At 71.0% G+C, this 17,996-nt stretch carries 12 protein-coding genes; 6 read left to right on the plus strand and 6 right to left on the minus strand.

The features are described from left to right. The first annotated feature begins 24 nt into the window (after window positions 1-24). The 3 genes from OG753_RS27090 (at window position 25) to OG753_RS27100 (ending at window position 3,859) form a co-directional block, all read left to right on the plus strand. A complete protein-coding gene (locus OG753_RS27090; RefSeq protein WP_327264264.1) occupies window positions 25-459 on the plus strand; it encodes a (deoxy)nucleoside triphosphate pyrophosphohydrolase in 435 nt (144 codons plus the stop codon). 153 nt (window positions 460-612) lie between these two features. Then, on the plus strand, window positions 613-1,041 hold the full coding sequence (locus OG753_RS27095) for an ATP-binding protein (protein WP_327264265.1): 429 nt from the start codon (window positions 613-615) through the stop codon (window positions 1,039-1,041). A 208-nt stretch (window positions 1,042-1,249) separates the two neighbouring features. Next, window positions 1,250-3,859 carry a SpoIIE family protein phosphatase gene (locus OG753_RS27100; RefSeq protein ID WP_383199542.1) on the plus strand — a complete coding sequence of 870 codons (2,610 nt, stop codon included), beginning with the start codon at window positions 1,250-1,252 and terminating at the stop codon, window positions 3,857-3,859. A 67-nt stretch (window positions 3,860-3,926) separates the two neighbouring features. Here OG753_RS27100 and OG753_RS27105 read toward each other — a convergent pair whose 3' ends face one another. The 6 genes from OG753_RS27105 to OG753_RS27130 form a co-directional block, all read right to left on the minus strand. Beyond that, the gene (locus tag OG753_RS27105) at window positions 3,927-4,646 is read right to left on the minus strand and encodes a PspA/IM30 family protein (protein ID WP_327264267.1); all 720 of its coding nucleotides are present in this window, start codon (window positions 4,644-4,646) and stop codon (window positions 3,927-3,929) included. Between the two features lie 38 nt (window positions 4,647-4,684). Then, entirely contained in the window at window positions 4,685-6,796 is a 2,112-nt protein-coding gene (locus tag OG753_RS27110; protein ID WP_405790471.1) for a TPM domain-containing protein, read from the minus strand. A 180-nt stretch (window positions 6,797-6,976) separates the two neighbouring features. Beyond that, entirely contained in the window at window positions 6,977-7,753 is a 777-nt protein-coding gene (locus OG753_RS27115; RefSeq protein ID WP_327264268.1) for a succinate dehydrogenase/fumarate reductase iron-sulfur subunit, read from the minus strand. Next, window positions 7,750-9,648, minus strand: a complete 1,899-nt coding sequence (locus OG753_RS27120; protein ID WP_327264269.1) for a fumarate reductase/succinate dehydrogenase flavoprotein subunit — start codon at window positions 9,646-9,648, stop codon at window positions 7,750-7,752. The genes OG753_RS27115 and OG753_RS27120 overlap by 4 nt, the downstream gene beginning before the upstream one ends. Before the next feature lies 1 nt (window position 9,649). Further along, window positions 9,650-10,474 (minus strand): hypothetical protein, encoded by an 825-nt coding sequence (locus OG753_RS27125; protein WP_401682379.1) that lies wholly within the window; start codon window positions 10,472-10,474, stop codon window positions 9,650-9,652. 102 nt (window positions 10,475-10,576) lie between these two features. After that, window positions 10,577-10,801, minus strand: a complete 225-nt coding sequence (locus OG753_RS27130) for a hypothetical protein (protein WP_327264271.1) — start codon at window positions 10,799-10,801, stop codon at window positions 10,577-10,579. Window positions 10,802-11,147: 346 nt separating this feature from the next. Here OG753_RS27130 and OG753_RS27135 point away from each other — a divergent pair, with 346 nt between their 5' ends. The 3 genes from OG753_RS27135 to OG753_RS27145 all read left to right on the plus strand — a co-directional run bounded on the left by OG753_RS27135 (window position 11,148) and on the right by OG753_RS27145 (window position 17,856). After that, window positions 11,148-13,496, plus strand: coding sequence for an ABC transporter family substrate-binding protein (locus tag OG753_RS27135; RefSeq protein WP_405790473.1), 2,349 nt, complete (start codon window positions 11,148-11,150; stop codon window positions 13,494-13,496). 334 nt (window positions 13,497-13,830) lie between these two features. Continuing rightward, window positions 13,831-15,735 carry a translational GTPase TypA gene (typA, locus tag OG753_RS27140; protein ID WP_327264273.1) on the plus strand — a complete coding sequence of 635 codons (1,905 nt, stop codon included), beginning with the start codon at window positions 13,831-13,833 and terminating at the stop codon, window positions 15,733-15,735. A gap of 471 nt (window positions 15,736-16,206) precedes the next feature. After that, window positions 16,207-17,856: an ABC transporter substrate-binding protein gene (locus tag OG753_RS27145; protein ID WP_327264274.1), complete on the plus strand. Its 1,650-nt coding sequence runs from the start codon at window positions 16,207-16,209 to the stop codon at window positions 17,854-17,856. The last annotated feature ends 140 nt before the right edge of the window (window positions 17,857-17,996 follow it).

The following is a 17,996-nucleotide window of genomic DNA, read 5'->3' on the forward strand; positions in this document are numbered from 1 at the left end:
GCGACGCTGGCATAGGCTCCGCACATGACTGTACGCGTGGTCGTGGGCGGAGCCCTTTGTCATGAGGGGCGCCTGCTGGCCGCCCGCCGCAGCGCACCGCCCGAGCTCGCCGGACGCTGGGAACTGCCGGGCGGCAAGGCCGAACCGGGTGAGTCCGTCCCCGAGGCGCTGGTGCGCGAACTGCGCGAGGAGCTCGGCGTGGAGGCCGAGCCGCTGGAGCGGATCCCGGGGGAGTGGCCGCTGCGGCCGGGTCTCGTCCTGCACGTGTGGACCGCCCGGCTGCTCTCCGGAGTGCCCGCCCCCCTGGAGGACCACGACGAACTGCGCTGGCTGGGGCCGGAGGAGCTGGAGTCGGTGGACTGGCTCGACCAGGACCGGCCCGCGGTCGCCGAGGCCGGCCGCCGGCTGCGCCGAGGTGCGGACGGGTACGCGGGCCGGGACGTCGGCGGGGGCGCGTGACGCTCGCGGTCTAGGCCGTCTGCGCCACAGTGCGCCGGTGGGCGGGGATCGAGTGGTACGACGCCCCAATTATCGGGTATGTCGCTATTAATCCCTATCTCGTCCCCCTTTCGTCCCCGACGAACCGGACTGGGGTCACTGCTGGCCCGGGAAGTGATCGGCGTGATCGACACAGACGGTGAGTGCGCCGAGTGGGCCTTCCCCGCCGAGCCCGGTGCCGTCCGCACCGCCCGCCACGCCGTGCGCGGAACCCTCCACGACTGGGGCCTGGAGGCCGTCGGCGATGTGACCGTCCTGCTGGTCAGCGAGCTCGTCACCAATTCCCTGCGGTACGCCTCCGGCCCCATCGGGGTCCGCCTGGAACGGCGCAATCCAGCCGTCGGCAGCCCTGCCGGCGGACCCGCCCTGCTCGTGGAGGTTTCCGATCCGCTTCCGGATCCGCCCCGCGAGCGGGTCGCCGACCACGACGACGAGGGGGGTCGTGGCCTGCATCTGGTGGCGGTCTCCTCGCAGCGCTGGGGGACCCGGCACGGGAAGTCGGGCAAGACAGTGTGGTTCGAGTTGGCTCTTCCTGGTGAGTAACAAGGTGAACGGTGGTGTGTGACCTTCCGGGAACACTGCTCGGCGGCAGCCGGGGCAGGGGCTCGGGGGAGATCATGCGACATGGCTCGAAATCATCGAGACCGTGCTGTGATCGTGAACGCCGTGCCGTCCGGGGCCGTGGTGCTGAATACTTCGGTCATGGCCGGTCCGGTTGCGGTGAGCTGGAGGGGACGGTCGCGTGAGCGAAATACCTGCGCAGGCACATCAGACCGACGTGCCGCGAGAGACATGGCACGACGCCCTGTGGCACAGCAGTCCGCCTGGCTCGATATATGACTACATAAAGGTCGCCTCCTTCTCGATCGGGCCCGACGGGTTCATCGACCAATGGAGCCTGCGCGCCGAGGAACTCTTCGGGCTGACGGCCTCCCAGGCCGTGGGCCGTGACCCGGTCGACGCCTTCATGCCGCCCGAGCTGCGTCCCGACGCGCACCGCAAGGTGGCCGAGATCCTCGACGGCAAGGAATGGACGGGCCTGATCCCCTTCCGGATCCCGGGAGGCAACGGCGCGCACGGCGTGGCCGAGATCTATGTGATGCCCACCCAGACCGAGACCGCCGAACGGGCCGCGCTGTGTGTCGTGGTCGACGTACGCGCGCTGCGGCGGATCGAATCCGACCTGGCGGCTTCACAAGCGATATTCGGCCAATCTCCTTTCGGCTTCCTGCTCTTCGGTACGGACCTCACCGTGCAGCGCGCCAACCGCCGGTTCGCCACCGTCTTCGGAGGCGCCGTCGAGGAGCACCGCGGCCGGACCGTCCACGACTACCTGCCGGCGCACGAGGCCGACCGGATGGCCGAAGCCCTGCGCCGGGTACTGGACACCGGGGAGTCGGTGACCGATCTGCGGATCACCGGCGCCGCCCCCGGCAGCCGGGAGAACCGCCACTGGTCCATCAACCTCTACCGCGTCCACGGCGGCAGCGGCCGCCCCATCGGCGTGGCCGGGATCGGCACCGATGTCACCCGCCGCCACCTCGCCGCCCGCGAGGCCGCCGGGGTCCGGCGCAACCTGGCCCTCCTCAACGAGGCCGGACACCGCATCGGCAACTCCCTCGACCTGGAGACCACCGCCCGCGAACTCCTCGACGTCACCGTCCCCGGCTTCTGCGACCTGGCCGCCGTCGACCTCTACCAGGGCCTGCTGCTCGGCGACGACGACCGGCCCGCACGGCCGCAGGGCCCGGGGGTGCCGAGCCTGCCCGGACAGGGCCCGGCGCGGACGCCGTCCGCCGCCCTGCGCCGGGTGGCCTTCGCCTCCGCCGTCTCGGACGCACCGCTGTCCGGTCCGGGCGCACTGGTCTCCGTGGGCGACATCCACCGCTACCCGGCGGCTTCGCCGGGCGCGCTGGCCCTGCGTACCGCGCGGCCCCGGCTGATCGAGGGCGGCGGACCGGAGGACCTCGTGCAGTCCACGCTGGTCGTGCCGATGGTCGCCCACGACACGGTGGTCGGGCTCGCGCAGTTCTCCCGTACCAAGGGCAGCGAACCCTTCGGCGAACGCGACCGGGCGGTGGCCGTCGAACTGGCCGCGCGCGCCGCCGTATGCATCGACAACGCACGGCTCTACCGGCGCGAGCACGAACGGGCGCTCATACTGCAGCGCAGCCTGCTGCCCCCCGGCGACCCGGAGGCGGCCGGCCTGGACATCGCCTGCCGGTACCTGCCCGGCAATGCGGCCACCGAGGTCGGCGGGGACTGGTTCGACGTCATCGAGCTGCCCGGGCACCGTACGGCACTGGTCGTCGGCGACGTCATGGGCCGCGGGCTGCGGGCCGCCGTCGCCATGGGCGAACTGCGGACCGCCGTACGGACCCTCGCACTGCTCGACCTCGAACCGGCGGAGGTACTGACCGCCCTGGACGAGATCGCCCGCGGGCTCGGCGCCCCCGGCGGCTCCCAGCAGGCCTCCCGCGCGGCCCTGCACTCGCGGGACGCGGACCGTTCCGAGGTCTACCTCGCCACCTGCGTGTACGCCGTCTACGACCCGGTGACGCGGCGCTGCACCATCGCCAACGCGGGCCACATGCCGCCCGTGCTGGTCGAACCCCCGGACGAGGCCGGGAAACCGCGGCCCGCGCTGCTCCTGGAGGTGCCGCCCGGCATGCCGCTCGGCGTGGGCGGCGAACCCTTCGAGGAGGTCGAGGTCGACCTGCCGGAGGGCGCACTGCTGGCCCTCTACACCGACGGGCTCGTGGAGTCCCGCGACCATCCCCTGGAGGAGGGTCTGCGCGGGCTGCGCGAGGCACTGGCCGACCCGGTCCGCCCGCTGGAGGACGTCTGCGACCACGTGCTCAACACCCTCGACACCCGGCACGGCGAGGACGACATCGCGCTGCTCATGGCGCGGGTCCAGGGCCTGCCGGTGGACGCGGTCGGCGACTGGCAGCTGCCGCGCGAGGCCCGCTCGGTGGGCCGGGCCCGGGAACTGGCCCGGGCCAAACTCCCGGCGTGGGGCCTGGAGGGCCTGCTCGACACGACCGAACTGCTGGTCAGCGAACTGGTCACCAACGCCCTGCGGTACGGCGAGGGCGAGATCCGGCTGCGGTTGCTGCTGGACCGCACCCTGGTCTGTGAGGTCTGGGACGCGAACCTGGTCCAGCCGCGCCGCCGGCGCGCCCGCGACACGGACGAGGGCGGCCGCGGGCTCCAGCTGGTCGGACTGCTCTCGGCGGGCTGGGGCACGCGCCGTACCCACCGAGGCAAGACGGTCTGGTTCGAACTCCCGCTGCCCGGCGCGGCGGCGGAGGCCGTCGCCGAACTGTCGGCCGAGCAGCTGCTGAGCATGTACGGCTGACCGGAGCCGCGGGACCCCGCCGGGGTCCCGCGGCCCCGGCCGGGCGGCCCCCGTCGGAGGGCGGCGCTCAGGCGGCGCGCCCCCGCTTGAGCGCGGCGAGCCGCGACTCGACCTCCAGGGACTTGCCGAGGTCGTCCAGGGCCTCGAACTGCGCGTCCAGGGAGGACGCGGCCAGTTCCTGCTTCCCGAGCGCCATCGCCTCCTCCCGCCGCACCTTCTGCTCGAAGCGGTTCAAGTCGCTCGTCGGATCCATGACGTCGATGTTCTTCACCGCGTCCATCATCGTGTTCTGCGCCTGCGCCGTCTTCGCACGGGCCACCAGCTCGTCGCGCTTGGCCTGAAGCTCCGTCAGCTTGATCCGCATCGAGTCCAGACCCGACTTGAGCCTGTCGACGACCTCCGTCTGCGCGGCGATCGTCGGCTGCGCCGTCGTCGCCTCCTTCTCCGACTGGATCTGCCGTCCCAGGGCCACCTTCGCGAGGTTGTCGAACTTGTCGGCGTCCGCCGCCGCCCCCGCCGCCCGCAGTTCGTCCGCCTTCCGGCTCGCCGCGAGGGCCTTGCCGCCCCACTCGGCGGCCGCCTCCACGTCCTCCTTGTGGTCCGCCTCCATCAGCCGCAGATTGCCGATCGTCGTCGCGACGGCCTGCTCGGCCTCCGAGATGTTGTTCGTGTAGTCGCGGATCAGCTGGTCCAGCATCTTCTGCGGGTCCTCCGCCTGGTCCAGCAGCGCGTTGATGTTGGCCCTGGCGAGCTGGGTGACGCGGCCGAGGATGGTCTGCTTGCTCATGGTGGGTCTCTCCTGGTCGGGGCCGGTGTATGTGCAGTTCAGAAGCGGCCGCCGCCGCCCATGCGACCGCGGGTTCCGCCGCCGCCGAAGGAGCCGGGGCCACTGCCGCCCCCGCCCCCGAAACCGCCGAAGCCGCCTCCGCCGAAGCCCCCGCCGCCCCGGCCGCCGCGCAGGATCTCGCCGAGGATGATCCCGCCGAGCACGGCGCCGCCCGTGCCGCCGCCGGACCTGCGGCCCGCGTACGGGTCCTGGTACGCGCGTACGTCCTGCTCCGCCAGCTGCTGCGCCTGCCGCGCCAGCGCGTCCGCCTGCTGGGCCTCCGCCAGCGCCCCCGCCGGATCGCCCGCAGCCAGGGACCCCGCCCGCTCCAGGTGCCGGCCCGCCTCCGCCAGCCGGGTGCGGGCCTGGCTGCCCACCGCGCCGCGGCTGGTGGTGATGTAGTCCGTCGCCGCGCCGATCGCGCTGCGCGCCGTGAGCATGGCCTGGTCGAGCAGGGCAGCCGCCCGCTGCCGCCCCGACTCCCTCTCCCGCGCCCCGAAAAGGGCCTCGTCGAGGGCCGCGTCGGCCTCCTCGACCCTGCGCAGGGCGTCGATCGGGTCGTACCGGCCGGCCGCCACCTCCTGCCGTACGTCGGCCAGTACGGCCTCGGCCCGGCCGATCCGCCCGCTCAGGTCCGCCGTCGAGGTGCCCTCGGCGGTGCCGGTGAGCAGCCCGTGGGCGTCCGCGAGGTCGGTGTCCGTCTCGGTCAGCGCGCCCGGCAGCTTCCCGGCGGCCTCCGCCAGTTCCTGCGCGCGCCGCTCGACCGCGTCGACCAGGGTCGCCGCCTGGTCCACCGCGCCCTCGGCGGCCCGTACGTGCACGGCCGCCGTCCCGTTCTCGCCGGCTTCCAGGGCCGCGCGGGCCAGGCCCAGGTTGGTCGTCGCGAACAGCAGCCGGTCCTCGGCCTGTTCGGGGTGGGAGGCGACGGGCGCGGACGCCGAGTCGGCGTACCGCTGCGCCAGCGCCGTCAGCGTCGCTGCGGCGATCGTGGTGCGCCCGGTCAGGTCCCGGAAGTGCTGCTCCACGGTCGCCACGGCCTGCGGGGCGTTCTTCTCCAGGTCCCGCAGCCGGTCGAAGTCCGCGGACTCGGCGTCGAGCCGCCGGTTCGCCTCGGTGCAGCGGGCGACGATCTCGTCCAGCATCCGGCGCCGGGTCGCGTCGTCCTCCGGGTAGGCGTCGTCGAGCTGCTGGCGCAGCCGGAAGGCGTGCGTCAGCTCGTCCTTGGCGTACTCCACGGCCGCGATGAAGGGGCGGGCCGCCTCCTCGCCGAACTGGGCCGAGGCGAAGCCGAGTTCCTCCGTGCTGGTGCGGACCGCGTCGTCGGTCTCCACGAGCAGGGCCTTCGCCGTGGCGTCCAGCTCCGGCAGCGGGAGCCGGTCCGGCGCCCCTTCGGGCCAGCCCGGCCCGGTCGTCGTACCGCGCCCGCCGCCGGTGGCGTCCTTGCGCTTGCGGCGGGTGTACGTATAGGCCGCGAGCGCCCCGGCGGCGCCGACGGCGACCACCGGGAGCACGAAGTCCCCGGCCCCGTTCGCACCGCTCTCCCCGCCCCCGGGATCCGCCGGGCCGGGGGTGATGGTGGGCGCGGGCACGGGCTGACCGCCGAGCACGGCGTTGTAGCCGTTGGCCGCGCCGATGGCGGCGCCCGCCCAGTCGTTCTGCTTCAGGGCGGGCTCGATGGCGGTCCGTGCGACGGTGGCCAGCTGCTCCTCCGTGAAACCGGAGTCGACATCGGCCGAATAGGCGTACTGGCGGGCCCCGGTCGCCACGGCCAGCAGTACGTCGTCCTGGCCGAGGCCGTTGCGCTGCGCGGTGGCGTCGGCCCAGCTCTGGGCGGAGCGCCCGGAGAAGTCCCGTACGTAGGCGACGAAGAGCTGGATCTTCCGGTCGGCGTAGAGCTTGTCGAGCGCGGCGGTGACGGCGCCCTGCCGGTCGCCGAGCGCCCCGACCAGGTCGGTGATCTGCCCCTGCCGGGAGAGGGTGACGGGATCCTCGGCCCGCACGGCCGGCGCCTGGGCGATCCCCCAGCCCCCGGCCGCGAGCAGCCCGGCGGCGACCGCGAGCGCGGCCCGTACGGACGTCCTGCGGCGCGGCCTGCTTCTCGGCGGAATCACAATTGGGAGGGTATGGGTGGTTTCGCGGCCTCGCATTCGGAGTCACCCCGGGACGCACGCCGGGGACGGGGATCCGGCGGGGTGCATCCGGAACGGAGATCCGGCGGGGTGCCGGCTCGCGGGCGGGCCCGGGTCCCGGCATCCGCCGGGACCCGGGCCCCTTTGGCCCGACGGGTCCGCCTACCGGGAATCCGCCCGGCGGCCGATCTTGTTCCCCAGCCACACCAGCGGGTCGTACTTGCGGTCCACCGCCCGCTCCTTCAGCGGGATCAGCGCGTTGTCGGTGATCTTGATGCCCTCCGGGCAGACCTCCGTACAGCACTTGGTGATGTTGCAGTAGCCCAGCCCGTGCTCCTCCTGCGCCGCGCGCTTGCGGTCCAGGCCCGCCTCCTGAGCCGCGTCCAGCGGATGCATGTCCAGCTCCGCCACCCGCATCAGGAAACGCGGACCGGCGAAGACCCCCTTGTTCTCCTCGTGGTCACGCACCACGTGGCAGGTGTCCTGGCACAGGAAGCACTCGATGCACTTGCGGAACTCCTGTGAGCGCTCCACGTCGACCTGCTGCATCCGGTACGCGCCCGGGGCCACCCCCTCCGGAGGCACGAAGGCCGGGACCTCCCGCGCCTTCGCATAGTTGAAGGACACGTCCGTCACCAGGTCACGGACGATCGGGAAGGCGCGCAACGGGGTGACCGTGATCGTCTCGGACCGCTCGAAGGTCGACATGCGCGTCATGCACATCAGCCGTGGCCGGCCGTTGACCTCCGCACTGCACGAGCCGCACTTGCCCGCCTTGCAGTTCCAGCGCACCGCCAGGTCCGACGCCTGGGTGGCCTGGAGCCGGTGGACGATGTCCAGGACCACCTCCCCGTCGTGCACCTCGACCGTGAAGTCCCTCAGTTCCCCGCCCTCCGCGTCGCCCCGCCAGATCCGGAAGCTCGCGTCGTACGTACTCATTCGTACAGCTCCTCTTCGGCGAGGTACTTGACCAGCTCTTCCTTCTCGAAGAGCGCGAGCAGGTCGGGACGGATGGGCTCGGTGCGGGTGCGGACCAGGGCGATCCGGTCGGCCGCCGGGTCCGCCGGGGGCGGGTCGACCGGCCGGCACAGCAGGTTCACCGGGCGCCAGGTCCGCTCCATCGACGGGCAGTCCTCGCGGGTGTGCCCGCCCCGGCTCTCGGTGCGCTCCAGGGCCGCGCGGGCCACGCACTCGCTGACCAGCAGCATGTTCCGCAGGTCCAGGGCGAGGTGCCAGCCGGGGTTGAACTGCCGGTGCCCCTCGACACCGGCCCGGGAGGCCCGTACGCGCAGGGCCGCGAGCTTCGCCAGGGCCTCGGCCATCTCGCCCTCGCGCCGGATGATGCCGACGAGGTCGTTCATGGTCGTCTGGAGTTCCTGGTGGAGCGTGTACGGGTTCTCCGCGCCCTCGGTGGCGTGGAACGGGGCCAGCGCCTCCGTCGCCGCCGCGTCGATCTCCGACTGGGCCACCGCCGGTCGCCCCGCGGAAACGGCGTACTGCGCCGCGTGCAGTCCGGCCCGCCGCCCGAAGACCAGCAGGTCGGACAGGGAATTGCCGCCGAGCCGGTTCGAGCCGTGCATGCCGCCCGCGACCTCGCCCGCCGCGAACAGCCCCGGCACGCCCACGGTGGCGGCGGACTCCGAGTCGACCGCGATCCCGCCCATCACGTAGTGGCAGGTCGGACCCACCTCCATCGGCTCCGCCGTGATGTCCACGTCCGCCAGCTCCTTGAACTGGTGGTACATCGACGGGAGCCGCCGCTTGATCCGCTCGGCCGGCATCCGGGTCGACACGTCGAGGAAGACCCCGCCGTGCGGGGAGCCGCGGCCCGCCTTCACCTCGGAGTTGATGGCCCGCGCCACCTCGTCGCGCGGCAGCAGCTCTGGCGGGCGCCGGTTGTGGTCCGGGTCCTCGTACCAGCGGTCGCCCTCCGCCTCCGACTCGGCGTACTTCTCCTTGAAGACGTCGGGGACGTAGTCGAACATGAACCGCTTGCCCTCGGAATTGCGCAGGACCCCGCCGTCGCCGCGCACGGACTCGGTGACGAGGATGCCCTTCACCGACGGCGGCCAGACCATGCCCGTCGGGTGGAACTGCACGAACTCCATGTTGAGCAGGGGCGCGCCCGCGAGCAGGGCCAGCGCGTGGCCGTCGCCCGTGTACTCCCAGGAGTTGGACGTCGTCTTGAAGGACTTGCCGATCCCGCCCGTGGCCAGCACCACGGCCGGGGCCTCCAGGACGAAGAAGCGGCCGGACTCGCGTTCGTAGCAGAAGGTCCCCGAGACCCTCTGCCCGTCCTTGAGGACCCGGGTGACCGTGCACTCCTGGAAGACCTTGAGCCGGGCCTCGTAGTCCCCGGACTCCTCGAAGTCCTGCTGCTGCAGCTGGACGATCTTCTGCTGGAGCGTGCGGATCAGCTCCAGGCCGGTCCGGTCGCCGACGTGGGCGAGGCGCGGGTACTCGTGCCCGCCGAAGTTGCGCTGGGAGATCCTCCCGTCGGGCGTCCGGTCGAACAGCGCGCCCCAGGTCTCCAGCTCCCAGACCCGGTCCGGGGCTTCCTTCGCGTGGAGCTCCGCCATCCGCCACTGATTGAGGAACTTGCCCCCGCGCATGGTGTCGCGGAAGTGCACCTGCCAGTTGTCGCCCTCGTTGACATTGCCCATGGAGGCGGCGATCCCGCCCTCCGCCATCACCGTATGGGCCTTGCCGAAGAGGGACTTGCAGATCACGGCCGTCCGGGCGCCGCTCTCGCGGGCCTCGATCGCGGCGCGCAGCCCGGCACCGCCCGCACCGACCACGACCACGTCCCACTGCTGCCGTTCCACTTGGGCCATCTCAGAAGATCCTCGGGTCGGTGAAGGCGCCGCTCGCCAGCAGGTACACGTAGAAGTCGCACAGGGCCACGCTGATCAGGGAGGCCCACGCCAGTTGCATGTGGCGGGTGTTGAGCCTGCTGACCCAGCCCCAGAGGCGGTAGCGCACCGGGTGCTTGGAGAAGTGCTTGAGCCGGCCGCCCATGATGTGGCGGCAGGAGTGGCAGGACAGGGTGTAGGCCCAGATCAGCGTGATGTTGACCAGGAACAGCAGGGTCCCCAGGCCCATGTGGCCCCACGCGTACTGCTCGTCGCGGAAGGTCAGCACGGTGTCGTAGGTGAGGATGCCCGCGACCGGGACCGCCGCGTAGAAGAAGTACCGGTGCACGTTCTGGACGATCAGCGGGAAGCGGGTCTCGCCGGTGTACTTCGCGTGCGGTTCGGCGACGGCGCAGGCGGGCGGGGACGCCCAGAAGCCCCGGTAGTAGGCCTTGCGGTAGTAGTAGCAGGTCAGCCGGAAGCCGAGCGGGAAGATCAGGATCAGCAGGGCGGGGGAGAGTCCCCACCAGCTGCCGAAGATCTCCCAGTTGGGCCCGCCCTTCATCGGCACGCAGTTCTCCGCGAGACACGGGGAGTAGAAGGGGGAGACGTACGGGGCCGCGTAGTAGTCGGCGTTCGCGAAGGCCCGCCAGGTCGAGTAGACGATGAAGGCGAGCAGCCCGGCCGCGGTGCCGGCGGGGGCGAGCCACCACCGGTCGGTCCGCAGGTGCCGGGCCGCGATCGCGGCCCGTGAGGCGTCGTGGACGCCGCCGGGCCGCTGCTGGGGTCGTTCCGTGCCTGTGGCCAAAGAGGACTCCGGGAGGAGTGATGAGGGGTGCCCCGGGCGGCCCGGCCGCGAACGGCCGGACCGGAGGGGGCGCGGGTGGATGCGCGTCCGGGACGGGCGGGCTCAGGGGGCGCGGCGGTCGCGGGCGCCCAGGCCCTCGTCGTCGGAGTCCGTCCACAGCGAGCTGTCGTACGGGGTGTCCGGGACCGTCACCATCCGGGACGGGTCCGGACCGGTCGCCGCCGTCGACGGCTTCTGCCGTGCGGCCTGCTGCTCCAGCCGCTCGACCTTGCGCGTCAGCTCGTCCAGGTTGCGCCGTACGGCACTCAGATCGTCTTGCAGGGACATGATTTGCCCTCACTTCCGCCAGGGTGCGGTGGCAACGCTCATGTGCGCCTGCGAGTGTCGCGCTTCCCGTCCCCCGTTGTGAAGGGACGTGCAGCTATTGCAGGCGCGCAGGCGCGAATCGTGCGCCCCTCCCTGCCCCCATTCTCATCCCTCTCCCGGGCGAACGCCTGCTGCCGCGCAAGCGGGATTGGTCCGCACGGGTGGGGTTCGCGGCGTGGCGAGAGGCGGCTGCGAGGGGTGCGGCGGAGCGTCTATTTGAGTGGGTTCCGGCAACCGGTGTGATCAGCTCCATATACCGCCGAACGTGATCATGCTTCCCCCACGCCCCGCCCCGGAGGTACCACCCATGTCCCAGAGAAGGCGCAGGTCATTGGCGCTCCTGACCTCGGGAGTCCTCGCACTGCCGCTGCTCACGGGCTGCGGCGCGGGTGATGACGAGGGCGGTCCGGCCGCCGCAGGGCAGGACATCGCCACGACCACCCGCGACAGGATCGCGGACGGGGGTGTGCTGCGCTGGGCCGTGGACACGCTCCCGGACACCCTCAACACCTTCCAGGCAGACGCGGACGCCACCACCGGCCGGATCGCCGGCGCGGTGCTGCCGCAGCTGTTCGTGATGGACGCCAAGGGGCGGCCGGTGGTCAACCCCGACTACCTCGAGAAGGCCGAGGTGATCGAGCGGGAGCCCAAGCAGGTCGTCCAGTACAAGCTGAACCAGCAGGCGGTGTGGAGCGACGGACGCGAGATCGGCGCCGCCGACTTCGTGGCGCAGTGGCGGGCCCTGAACGGCAAGGACTCGGCGTACTGGACGGCGCGCAACGCCGGCTACGACCGGATCGAGAAGATCGAGAAGGGCAAGACCGACCTGGAGGTCAGGGTCACCTTCAACAAGCCGTACGCCGACTGGCGCTCCCTGTTCACCCCGCTCTACCCCAAGCAGGTGACCGGTACCCCGGACGCCTTCAACGAGGGCGCCCGCGGAGCGCTGAAGGTCACCGCCGGGCCCTTCGCGCTCGGTGCGATCGACAAGAAGAGCGGCACCGCCGCCCTGACCCGCAACGCGCGCTGGTGGGGCCGCCCGGCCAAGCTGGACACGCTGATCCTGACGGCGGTGCCGCGGGCCGAGCGCCCCGCGGCGCTGGCCGCCGGGAAGCTCGACCTGGCGGAGATCGACCGTGCCGGGGCGGACCGGATCGCCCTGGCCCGCCGGGACGCCGCCGGCAGGAACGGCCCGGGCGCGGCAGGTGCTGCGGGCCCCGCGGGCGAGGCGGTCGCGGGCGGCGCACCGGCTCACGGACCGGGGGCGGCGCTGACGCCGGCGCAGGCCACGCTGTCGTGGGCGATCGCCTTCGGCACGGACGAGGAGAAGGCCGCGGCGGAGACGGAGAGCCGCCAGAAGCACGCGGCCTCGGTCAAACAGTACGCGGCCGAGCAGGCGGCACTGAAGGCCTTCACCGTACGGAAGTCCCTGGAGCCGGCCTACACGCAGCTCGCGATGAACGGGGCCTCCGGCCCGCTGGCGGACGAGCGGGTGCGCCGGGCGCTGGCCCGGGCCCTGGACCGCCAGGCACTGGCCGAGGTCGTCCTGAAGCCGCTCGGCCTGCCCGCCAAGCCGGTCGGCAGTCACCTGGCACTGGCGGGGCAGCGGGCGTACGCCGACAACAGCGACGCCCTCGGCGGCCGGGACACCCAGGCGGCCCAGGCCCTGCTCGCGGACGCGGGCTGGCGCCGCGGCGGCAAGATCACCGAGCCGGCGGGGGCCAAGGCCGGTCCGGAGAGCGCGCCGCAGGACGACGCGAAGACCCCCTCGGGCCCGGGCACCGGGAACGACGGGCTCTACATCGTGGGCCAGGACGACGGGATCAACGGCGACGCCCGGTCGGCGACCGAGGCGGGCCCGAAGAGCGCCGCCGCTCCGGCGGGAGCCCAGGACGGGCCGTCGCCCGTCCTCGCCCCGGCCCCCTTCGGAGCCCAGCTCAAGGCGTCCCTGCTCGCCCAGGCGGCCCACGCGGCCCGGCCGGACACCGCCGACGACGCCAAGGGCGCCCCGGCCCGTGACGGCGACGCGGCCGACCCCGCCGAGGCCTCCCCGGCCCCGGCCCCGGCCAAGCAGCCCGCCCGTACCTCCGGCAACCTGCTCGCCAAGGACGGCAAGGCGCTCACCCTGCGCTTCGTCCTCCCGGCGGGCCCCGGCTCCGAGTCCCTGCGCACGGTGGGTGAGCGGATCTCCGGGATGCTGCGCAAGCTCGGGGTGAACACCGAGACGGTCAAGGTGGCGGACGACAGCTTCTTCAAGGACCACGTCGCCTCGGGCCAGTACGACCTGGCCCTGTACTCCTGGCCCGCGACGGCCTACCCGGCCACCGACGCCCGGCCCATCTTCGCCAAGCCGGAGCCGGCCGCGGACGGCTCGCTCCTCGTCGAACAGAACTACACCCGGGTCGGCACCGACCACATCGACCAGCTCTTCGACCAGGCGGTCGGCGAGCTGGACGAGGAGCAGGCCCGTGAGCTGATGCGCAAGGCGGACGCCCGGATCTGGGCCGCCGCCGGTTCCATCCCGCTCTACCAGCGGCCCGAGCTGGTGGCGGTCAAGCCGGGCCTGGCCAACGCGGGCGCCTTCGGTCTCGGTGCCCCTCGCTACCAGGACATCGGCTGGAAGAAGGCTCCGGCCGCGAAGGACAAGAAGAAGTAGCGGGGGAGAAGAAGTGATGACAAAGCGGTGCCTGTCAGGTTGACCGCCGGGTCGCAAGCTCAGATGTGACTCAAGTCCCTTGCCCGCCGGATCCCCCGGCGGGCAAGGTCGTGCATACCCGTTGACCCGCGTGAATACCGGCAGGAACGGCGGCCGAGCCACCCCACGAAGCGCTCGGCCGCACTCATTCATCCGGCCTCTTGACAGACCCCCGGCAGGCGGTTCCCGCCACGAGACGTACCATGGGGTAAGGCCGTGGCAGGTTTTCGCCCGGCCGAGGCGCGCGTGCCGGACCGTACGCGACGCCATCCACGATCCCGGGAGAAGCGCCGAAGTGCCCACGCGCCACGACATCCGTAACGTCGCCATCGTCGCCCACGTCGACCATGGCAAGACGACCATCGTCGATGCCATGCTCAAGCAGGCCGGTGCCTTCGCCGCCCACCAGCACCTCGACGACCGCATGATGGACTCGAACGACCTGGAGCGTGAGAAGGGCATCACGATCCTCGCCAAGAACACGGCGGTGAAGTATCACCCCAAGGACGGCGGGGCCCCGATCACGATCAACATCATCGACACCCCCGGCCACGCCGACTTCGGTGGTGAGGTCGAGCGCGGTCTGTCGATGGTGGACGCCGTCGTTCTGCTGGTGGACGCCTCCGAGGGTCCGCTGCCCCAGACCCGCTTCGTCCTGCGCAAGGCCCTGCAGGCGAAGATGCCGGTCATCCTCTGCATCAACAAGACCGACCGCCCGGACTCCCGGATCGACGCCGTCGTCAACGAGACGTACGACCTCTTCCTGGACCTGGACGCGGACGAGGACCAGATCGAATTCCCGATCGTCTACGCCTGCGGCCGTGACGGCGTGGCGTCGCTGACCAAGCCCGAGGACGGCACCGTCCCCGCGGACAGCGACAGCCTGGAGCCGTTCTTCTCCACCATCCTGGAGCACGTCCCCGCCCCGGTGTACGACGAGGAGGCTCCCCTCCAGGCCCACGTCACCAACCTGGACGCCGACAACTTCCTCGGCCGCATCGCGCTGCTCCGCGTCGAGCAGGGCGAGCTGCGCAAGGGCCAGACCGTCACGTGGATCAAGCGTGACGGCACCCAGTCGAACGTCCGCATCACTGAGCTGATGATGACCGAGGCGCTCACCCGCAAGCCGGCCGAGGTGGCGGGCCCGGGTGACATCTGCGCGGTCGCCGGTATCCCCGACATCATGATCGGTGAGACCCTGGCCGACCCGGAGAACCCGATCGCGCTTCCGCTGATCTCGGTCGACGAGCCGGCGATCTCCATGACCATCGGTACGAACACCTCCCCGATGGTCGGCCGCGGCGGCAGCGGCAAGGGCGCGGACGCCAAGTCCGCGGTCAAGGACCGCAAGGTCACCGCCCGCCAGGTCAAGGACCGTCTGGACCGCGAGCTGATCGGTAACGTCTCGCTCCGCGTGCTCGACACCGAGCGCCCGGACGCCTGGGAGGTCCAGGGCCGTGGTGAGCTCGCGCTCGCCATCCTGGTCGAGCAGATGCGCCGCGAGGGCTTCGAGCTGACCATCGGCAAGCCGCAGGTGGTCACGCAGGAGATCGATGGCAAGGTGCACGAGCCGGTCGAGCGCATGACGATCGACGTCCCCGAGGAGCACATGGGCGCGGTCACGCAGCTCATGGGCGTCCGCAAGGGCCGCATGGACAACATGTCGAACCACGGCTCCGGCTGGGTCCGCATGGAGTTCGTCGTCCCGTCGCGCGGTCTCATCGGCTTCCGTACGGAGTTCCTCACGGGCACGCGCGGCACCGGTATCGCCCACTCGATCCACGAGGGCCACGAGCCGTGGTTCGGCCAGCTGGTGACTCGTAACAACGGTTCGCTGGTCGCCGACCGCGCCGGCTCCGTGACGCCGTTCGCGATGATCAACCTGCAGGAGCGCGGTGTCCTGTTCACCGAGCCCGGCACCGAGGTGTACGAGGGCATGATCGTCGGCGAGAACTCGCGCTCCGACGACATGGACGTGAACATCACCAAGGAGAAGAAGCTCACCAACATGCGTGCGGCTTCGGCGGACAACACGGAGAACGTGGTGCCCCCGCGCAAGCTCTCCCTGGAGCAGTCCCTGGAGTTCTGCCGCGACGACGAGTGCGTCGAGGTGACCCCGGAGGCGGTCCGCATCCGCAAGGTCGTCCTGGACCAGAAGGACCGTTCGCGCACCGCGTCGCGCGCCAAGTCCGGCAAGTAGTAACGGTCGTAAGGCCGTTCGCCCGGATTTGCTCGGGCGGCGGCCACGGCGGCCGAGGCCGCCCGTAGGGCCTTGGTATTGCAGCAGCCCCTCCCTTCACGGAGTCCGTGAAGGGAGGGGCTGTTCGCTTTTGTCAAGCGGATTTTTGCGTTCAGGTGTCCGCATACCGACCGTGACACTCCGGAAGATGAGCTAACCGTCCGTTTCGCACGTGTCTGTCTCCTATCCGTTTGTCCGGATTTCGGGTTTCTGCCGCGGATCGATGTTGTGAAAACGAGACCACTTAAGTGTGGTTTACGGCCTGGCAGTCCCTGAGGATGGCTCCATTGAGCTCGGGTCAATGGGTCACGCGCTGTGGGGAGCGCGCCGACTCACGAGCACACTATGGGCAGGAAATTGCTCGCCGTCAGGGGTGTCGGCGAGCTTTCTTTGCCCCTCAAGTCGATCAGTGGACTCATGAGGAGGAAACCCATGCGCGGTGCCAAGAGCGCCAAGTGGGTCGTGGGCGCGGTTGTCGTCGCCCTGGCCGCTACTGCCTGTGGCAGTGGTGACAGCAAGGACAAGGGCAGCGCCACCAACGGTGGCGTGTTCCGGATGGGCAACACCGAGCCGGACACCATCGACCCGGGGCGTGCCCACGAGTCCACGGGCGTCCTGCTGGCCAACGCCCTGTTCACCGGCCTGTACGGCAACACGCCGGACGGTATGGCCGAGCCGATGCTCGCCGAGTCGGCGACGTCGGACGAGGGTTGCACCTCCTGGACCTTCAAGCTCAAGGCCGACACCAAGTTCTCCAACGGCGAGGTCGTCGACGCCGAGTCGTTCGCCCGTGGTTGGGCCCGTGCCGCGCACAAGGCCGCCGCGTCCGACGTGGCGTACCACTTCGCCGGCATCAAGGGTTACGCCGAGCTGCAGGACGGCTCCGCCAAGACCTTCGCCGGTGTCACCACCCCGGACCCGTCCACCATCAAGGTGGACCTGTCCAAGGCGGACTGTGAGTTCGTCCTGAAGACGGCGCACAACGCCTACAGCCCGGTCCCGAAGGTCGCCAAGGTCGGCGAAGAGGACAAGGCGTTCGGCGAGGCCCCCATCGGCAACGGTCCGTTCAAGATGGACGGCGCCTGGGAGCACAACAAGGCGATCAACCTCGTCCGCAACGACGACTACGCGCTGACCAAGGCCTCCCTCGAGAAGGTCCAGGTCACGCTCCTCAACGACAAGACCGCGCACCAGCTCGAGTACGACGGCTTCCAGGCCGGCACCTTCGACTACGCGCACATCCCGACGCCGATGCTGAAGACGGCCGAGGCGAAGTTCAAGCCGCAGAACAAGTGGTTCGCCAAGGACACGAACGGCATGAACTTCGTTCTGCCGATCGGTGACAACGGTCCGACGAACAACAAGGACGCGCGTCTGGCGATCTCCTACGCGATCGACCGTCAGGCCATCGCCAAGGGTGTCTTCCAGGGCTACCAGACCCCGTCGACGACCATCGTGCCGCCGGCGTTCCCGAAGGCGTACCAGAAGGACCTGTGCGTCTCCTGCGTCAAGCAGGACGTCGCCAAGGCCAAGGAGCACGCCGAGAAGGGCGGCCTGAAGCCGGGTACCGAGATCAAGTTCAGCTTCAACACCGGTGCCGGCCACGAAGAGTGGGTCCAGGCCATCGCGAAGCAGGTCGAGGAGGTTCTCGGCGTCAAGGTCAAGCTGGACGGCAAGGACTTCCCGGGCATGCTCAAGGAGCAGCAGAGCGGTGCCGCCACCGGCATCTACCGCTTCGCCTGGGGCGCGGACTACCCGACCCCGGAGAACTTCCTGTTCCCGCTGCTGCACTCGTCTTCCATGGCGAAGGACGCTGAGGGCAACGTGACCGGTGACAACCGTGTCCGTTACAACAACCCGGAGTTCGACAAGCTGATCGACACGGCCCGTGGCACCAAGGACGAGGCCGCTCGCACCGCCCTGTACAAGCAGGCCGAGAAGATGGCCATGGAGGACATGGCCCTCATCCCGACCTTCAACCGTTCCCAGTTCCGCCTGATGGCGACCGACAAGTTCAACGGTCTGGACGACATCAACTTCAACGAGGACCCGATCCTCGAGAAGATCTCGCTCAAGAAGTAATCGGTTCGGACGGTATATCCGTCAGGAGCGAATGTGCCGCGGCCCCCGGGTGACCGGTGGGCCGCGGCCCCGCTCGGCAGGCCGTTTTTACTTCGGCACCCCTCACATCCGCGGGCAATCCCCGCAGGCCGAGAGCCGGC

This window comes from Streptomyces sp. NBC_00029 (assembly GCF_045160505.1).
In the GTDB taxonomy this organism is placed as follows: Bacteria; Actinomycetota; Actinomycetes; order Streptomycetales; family Streptomycetaceae; genus Streptomyces.

Bases quoted from the DNA above. Each gene is read 5' to 3' on its own strand.
- OG753_RS27090 (WP_327264264.1), top strand. From the start codon at position 25: ATGACTGTACGCGTGGTCGTGGGCGGAGCCCTTTGTCATGAGGGGCGC.
- OG753_RS27105 (WP_327264267.1), bottom strand. From the start codon at position 4,646: ATGAGCAAGCAGACCATCCTCGGCCGCGTCACCCAGCTCGCCAGGGCC.
- OG753_RS27115 (WP_327264268.1), bottom strand. From the start codon at position 7,753: ATGAGTACGTACGACGCGAGCTTCCGGATCTGGCGGGGCGACGCGGAG.
- OG753_RS27120 (WP_327264269.1), bottom strand. From the start codon at position 9,648: ATGGCCCAAGTGGAACGGCAGCAGTGGGACGTGGTCGTGGTCGGTGCG.
- OG753_RS27130 (WP_327264271.1), bottom strand. From the start codon at position 10,801: ATGTCCCTGCAAGACGATCTGAGTGCCGTACGGCGCAACCTGGACGAG.
- OG753_RS27135 (WP_405790473.1), top strand. From the start codon at position 11,148: ATGTCCCAGAGAAGGCGCAGGTCATTGGCGCTCCTGACCTCGGGAGTC.
- OG753_RS27145 (WP_327264274.1), top strand. From the start codon at position 16,207: ATGCGCGGTGCCAAGAGCGCCAAGTGGGTCGTGGGCGCGGTTGTCGTC.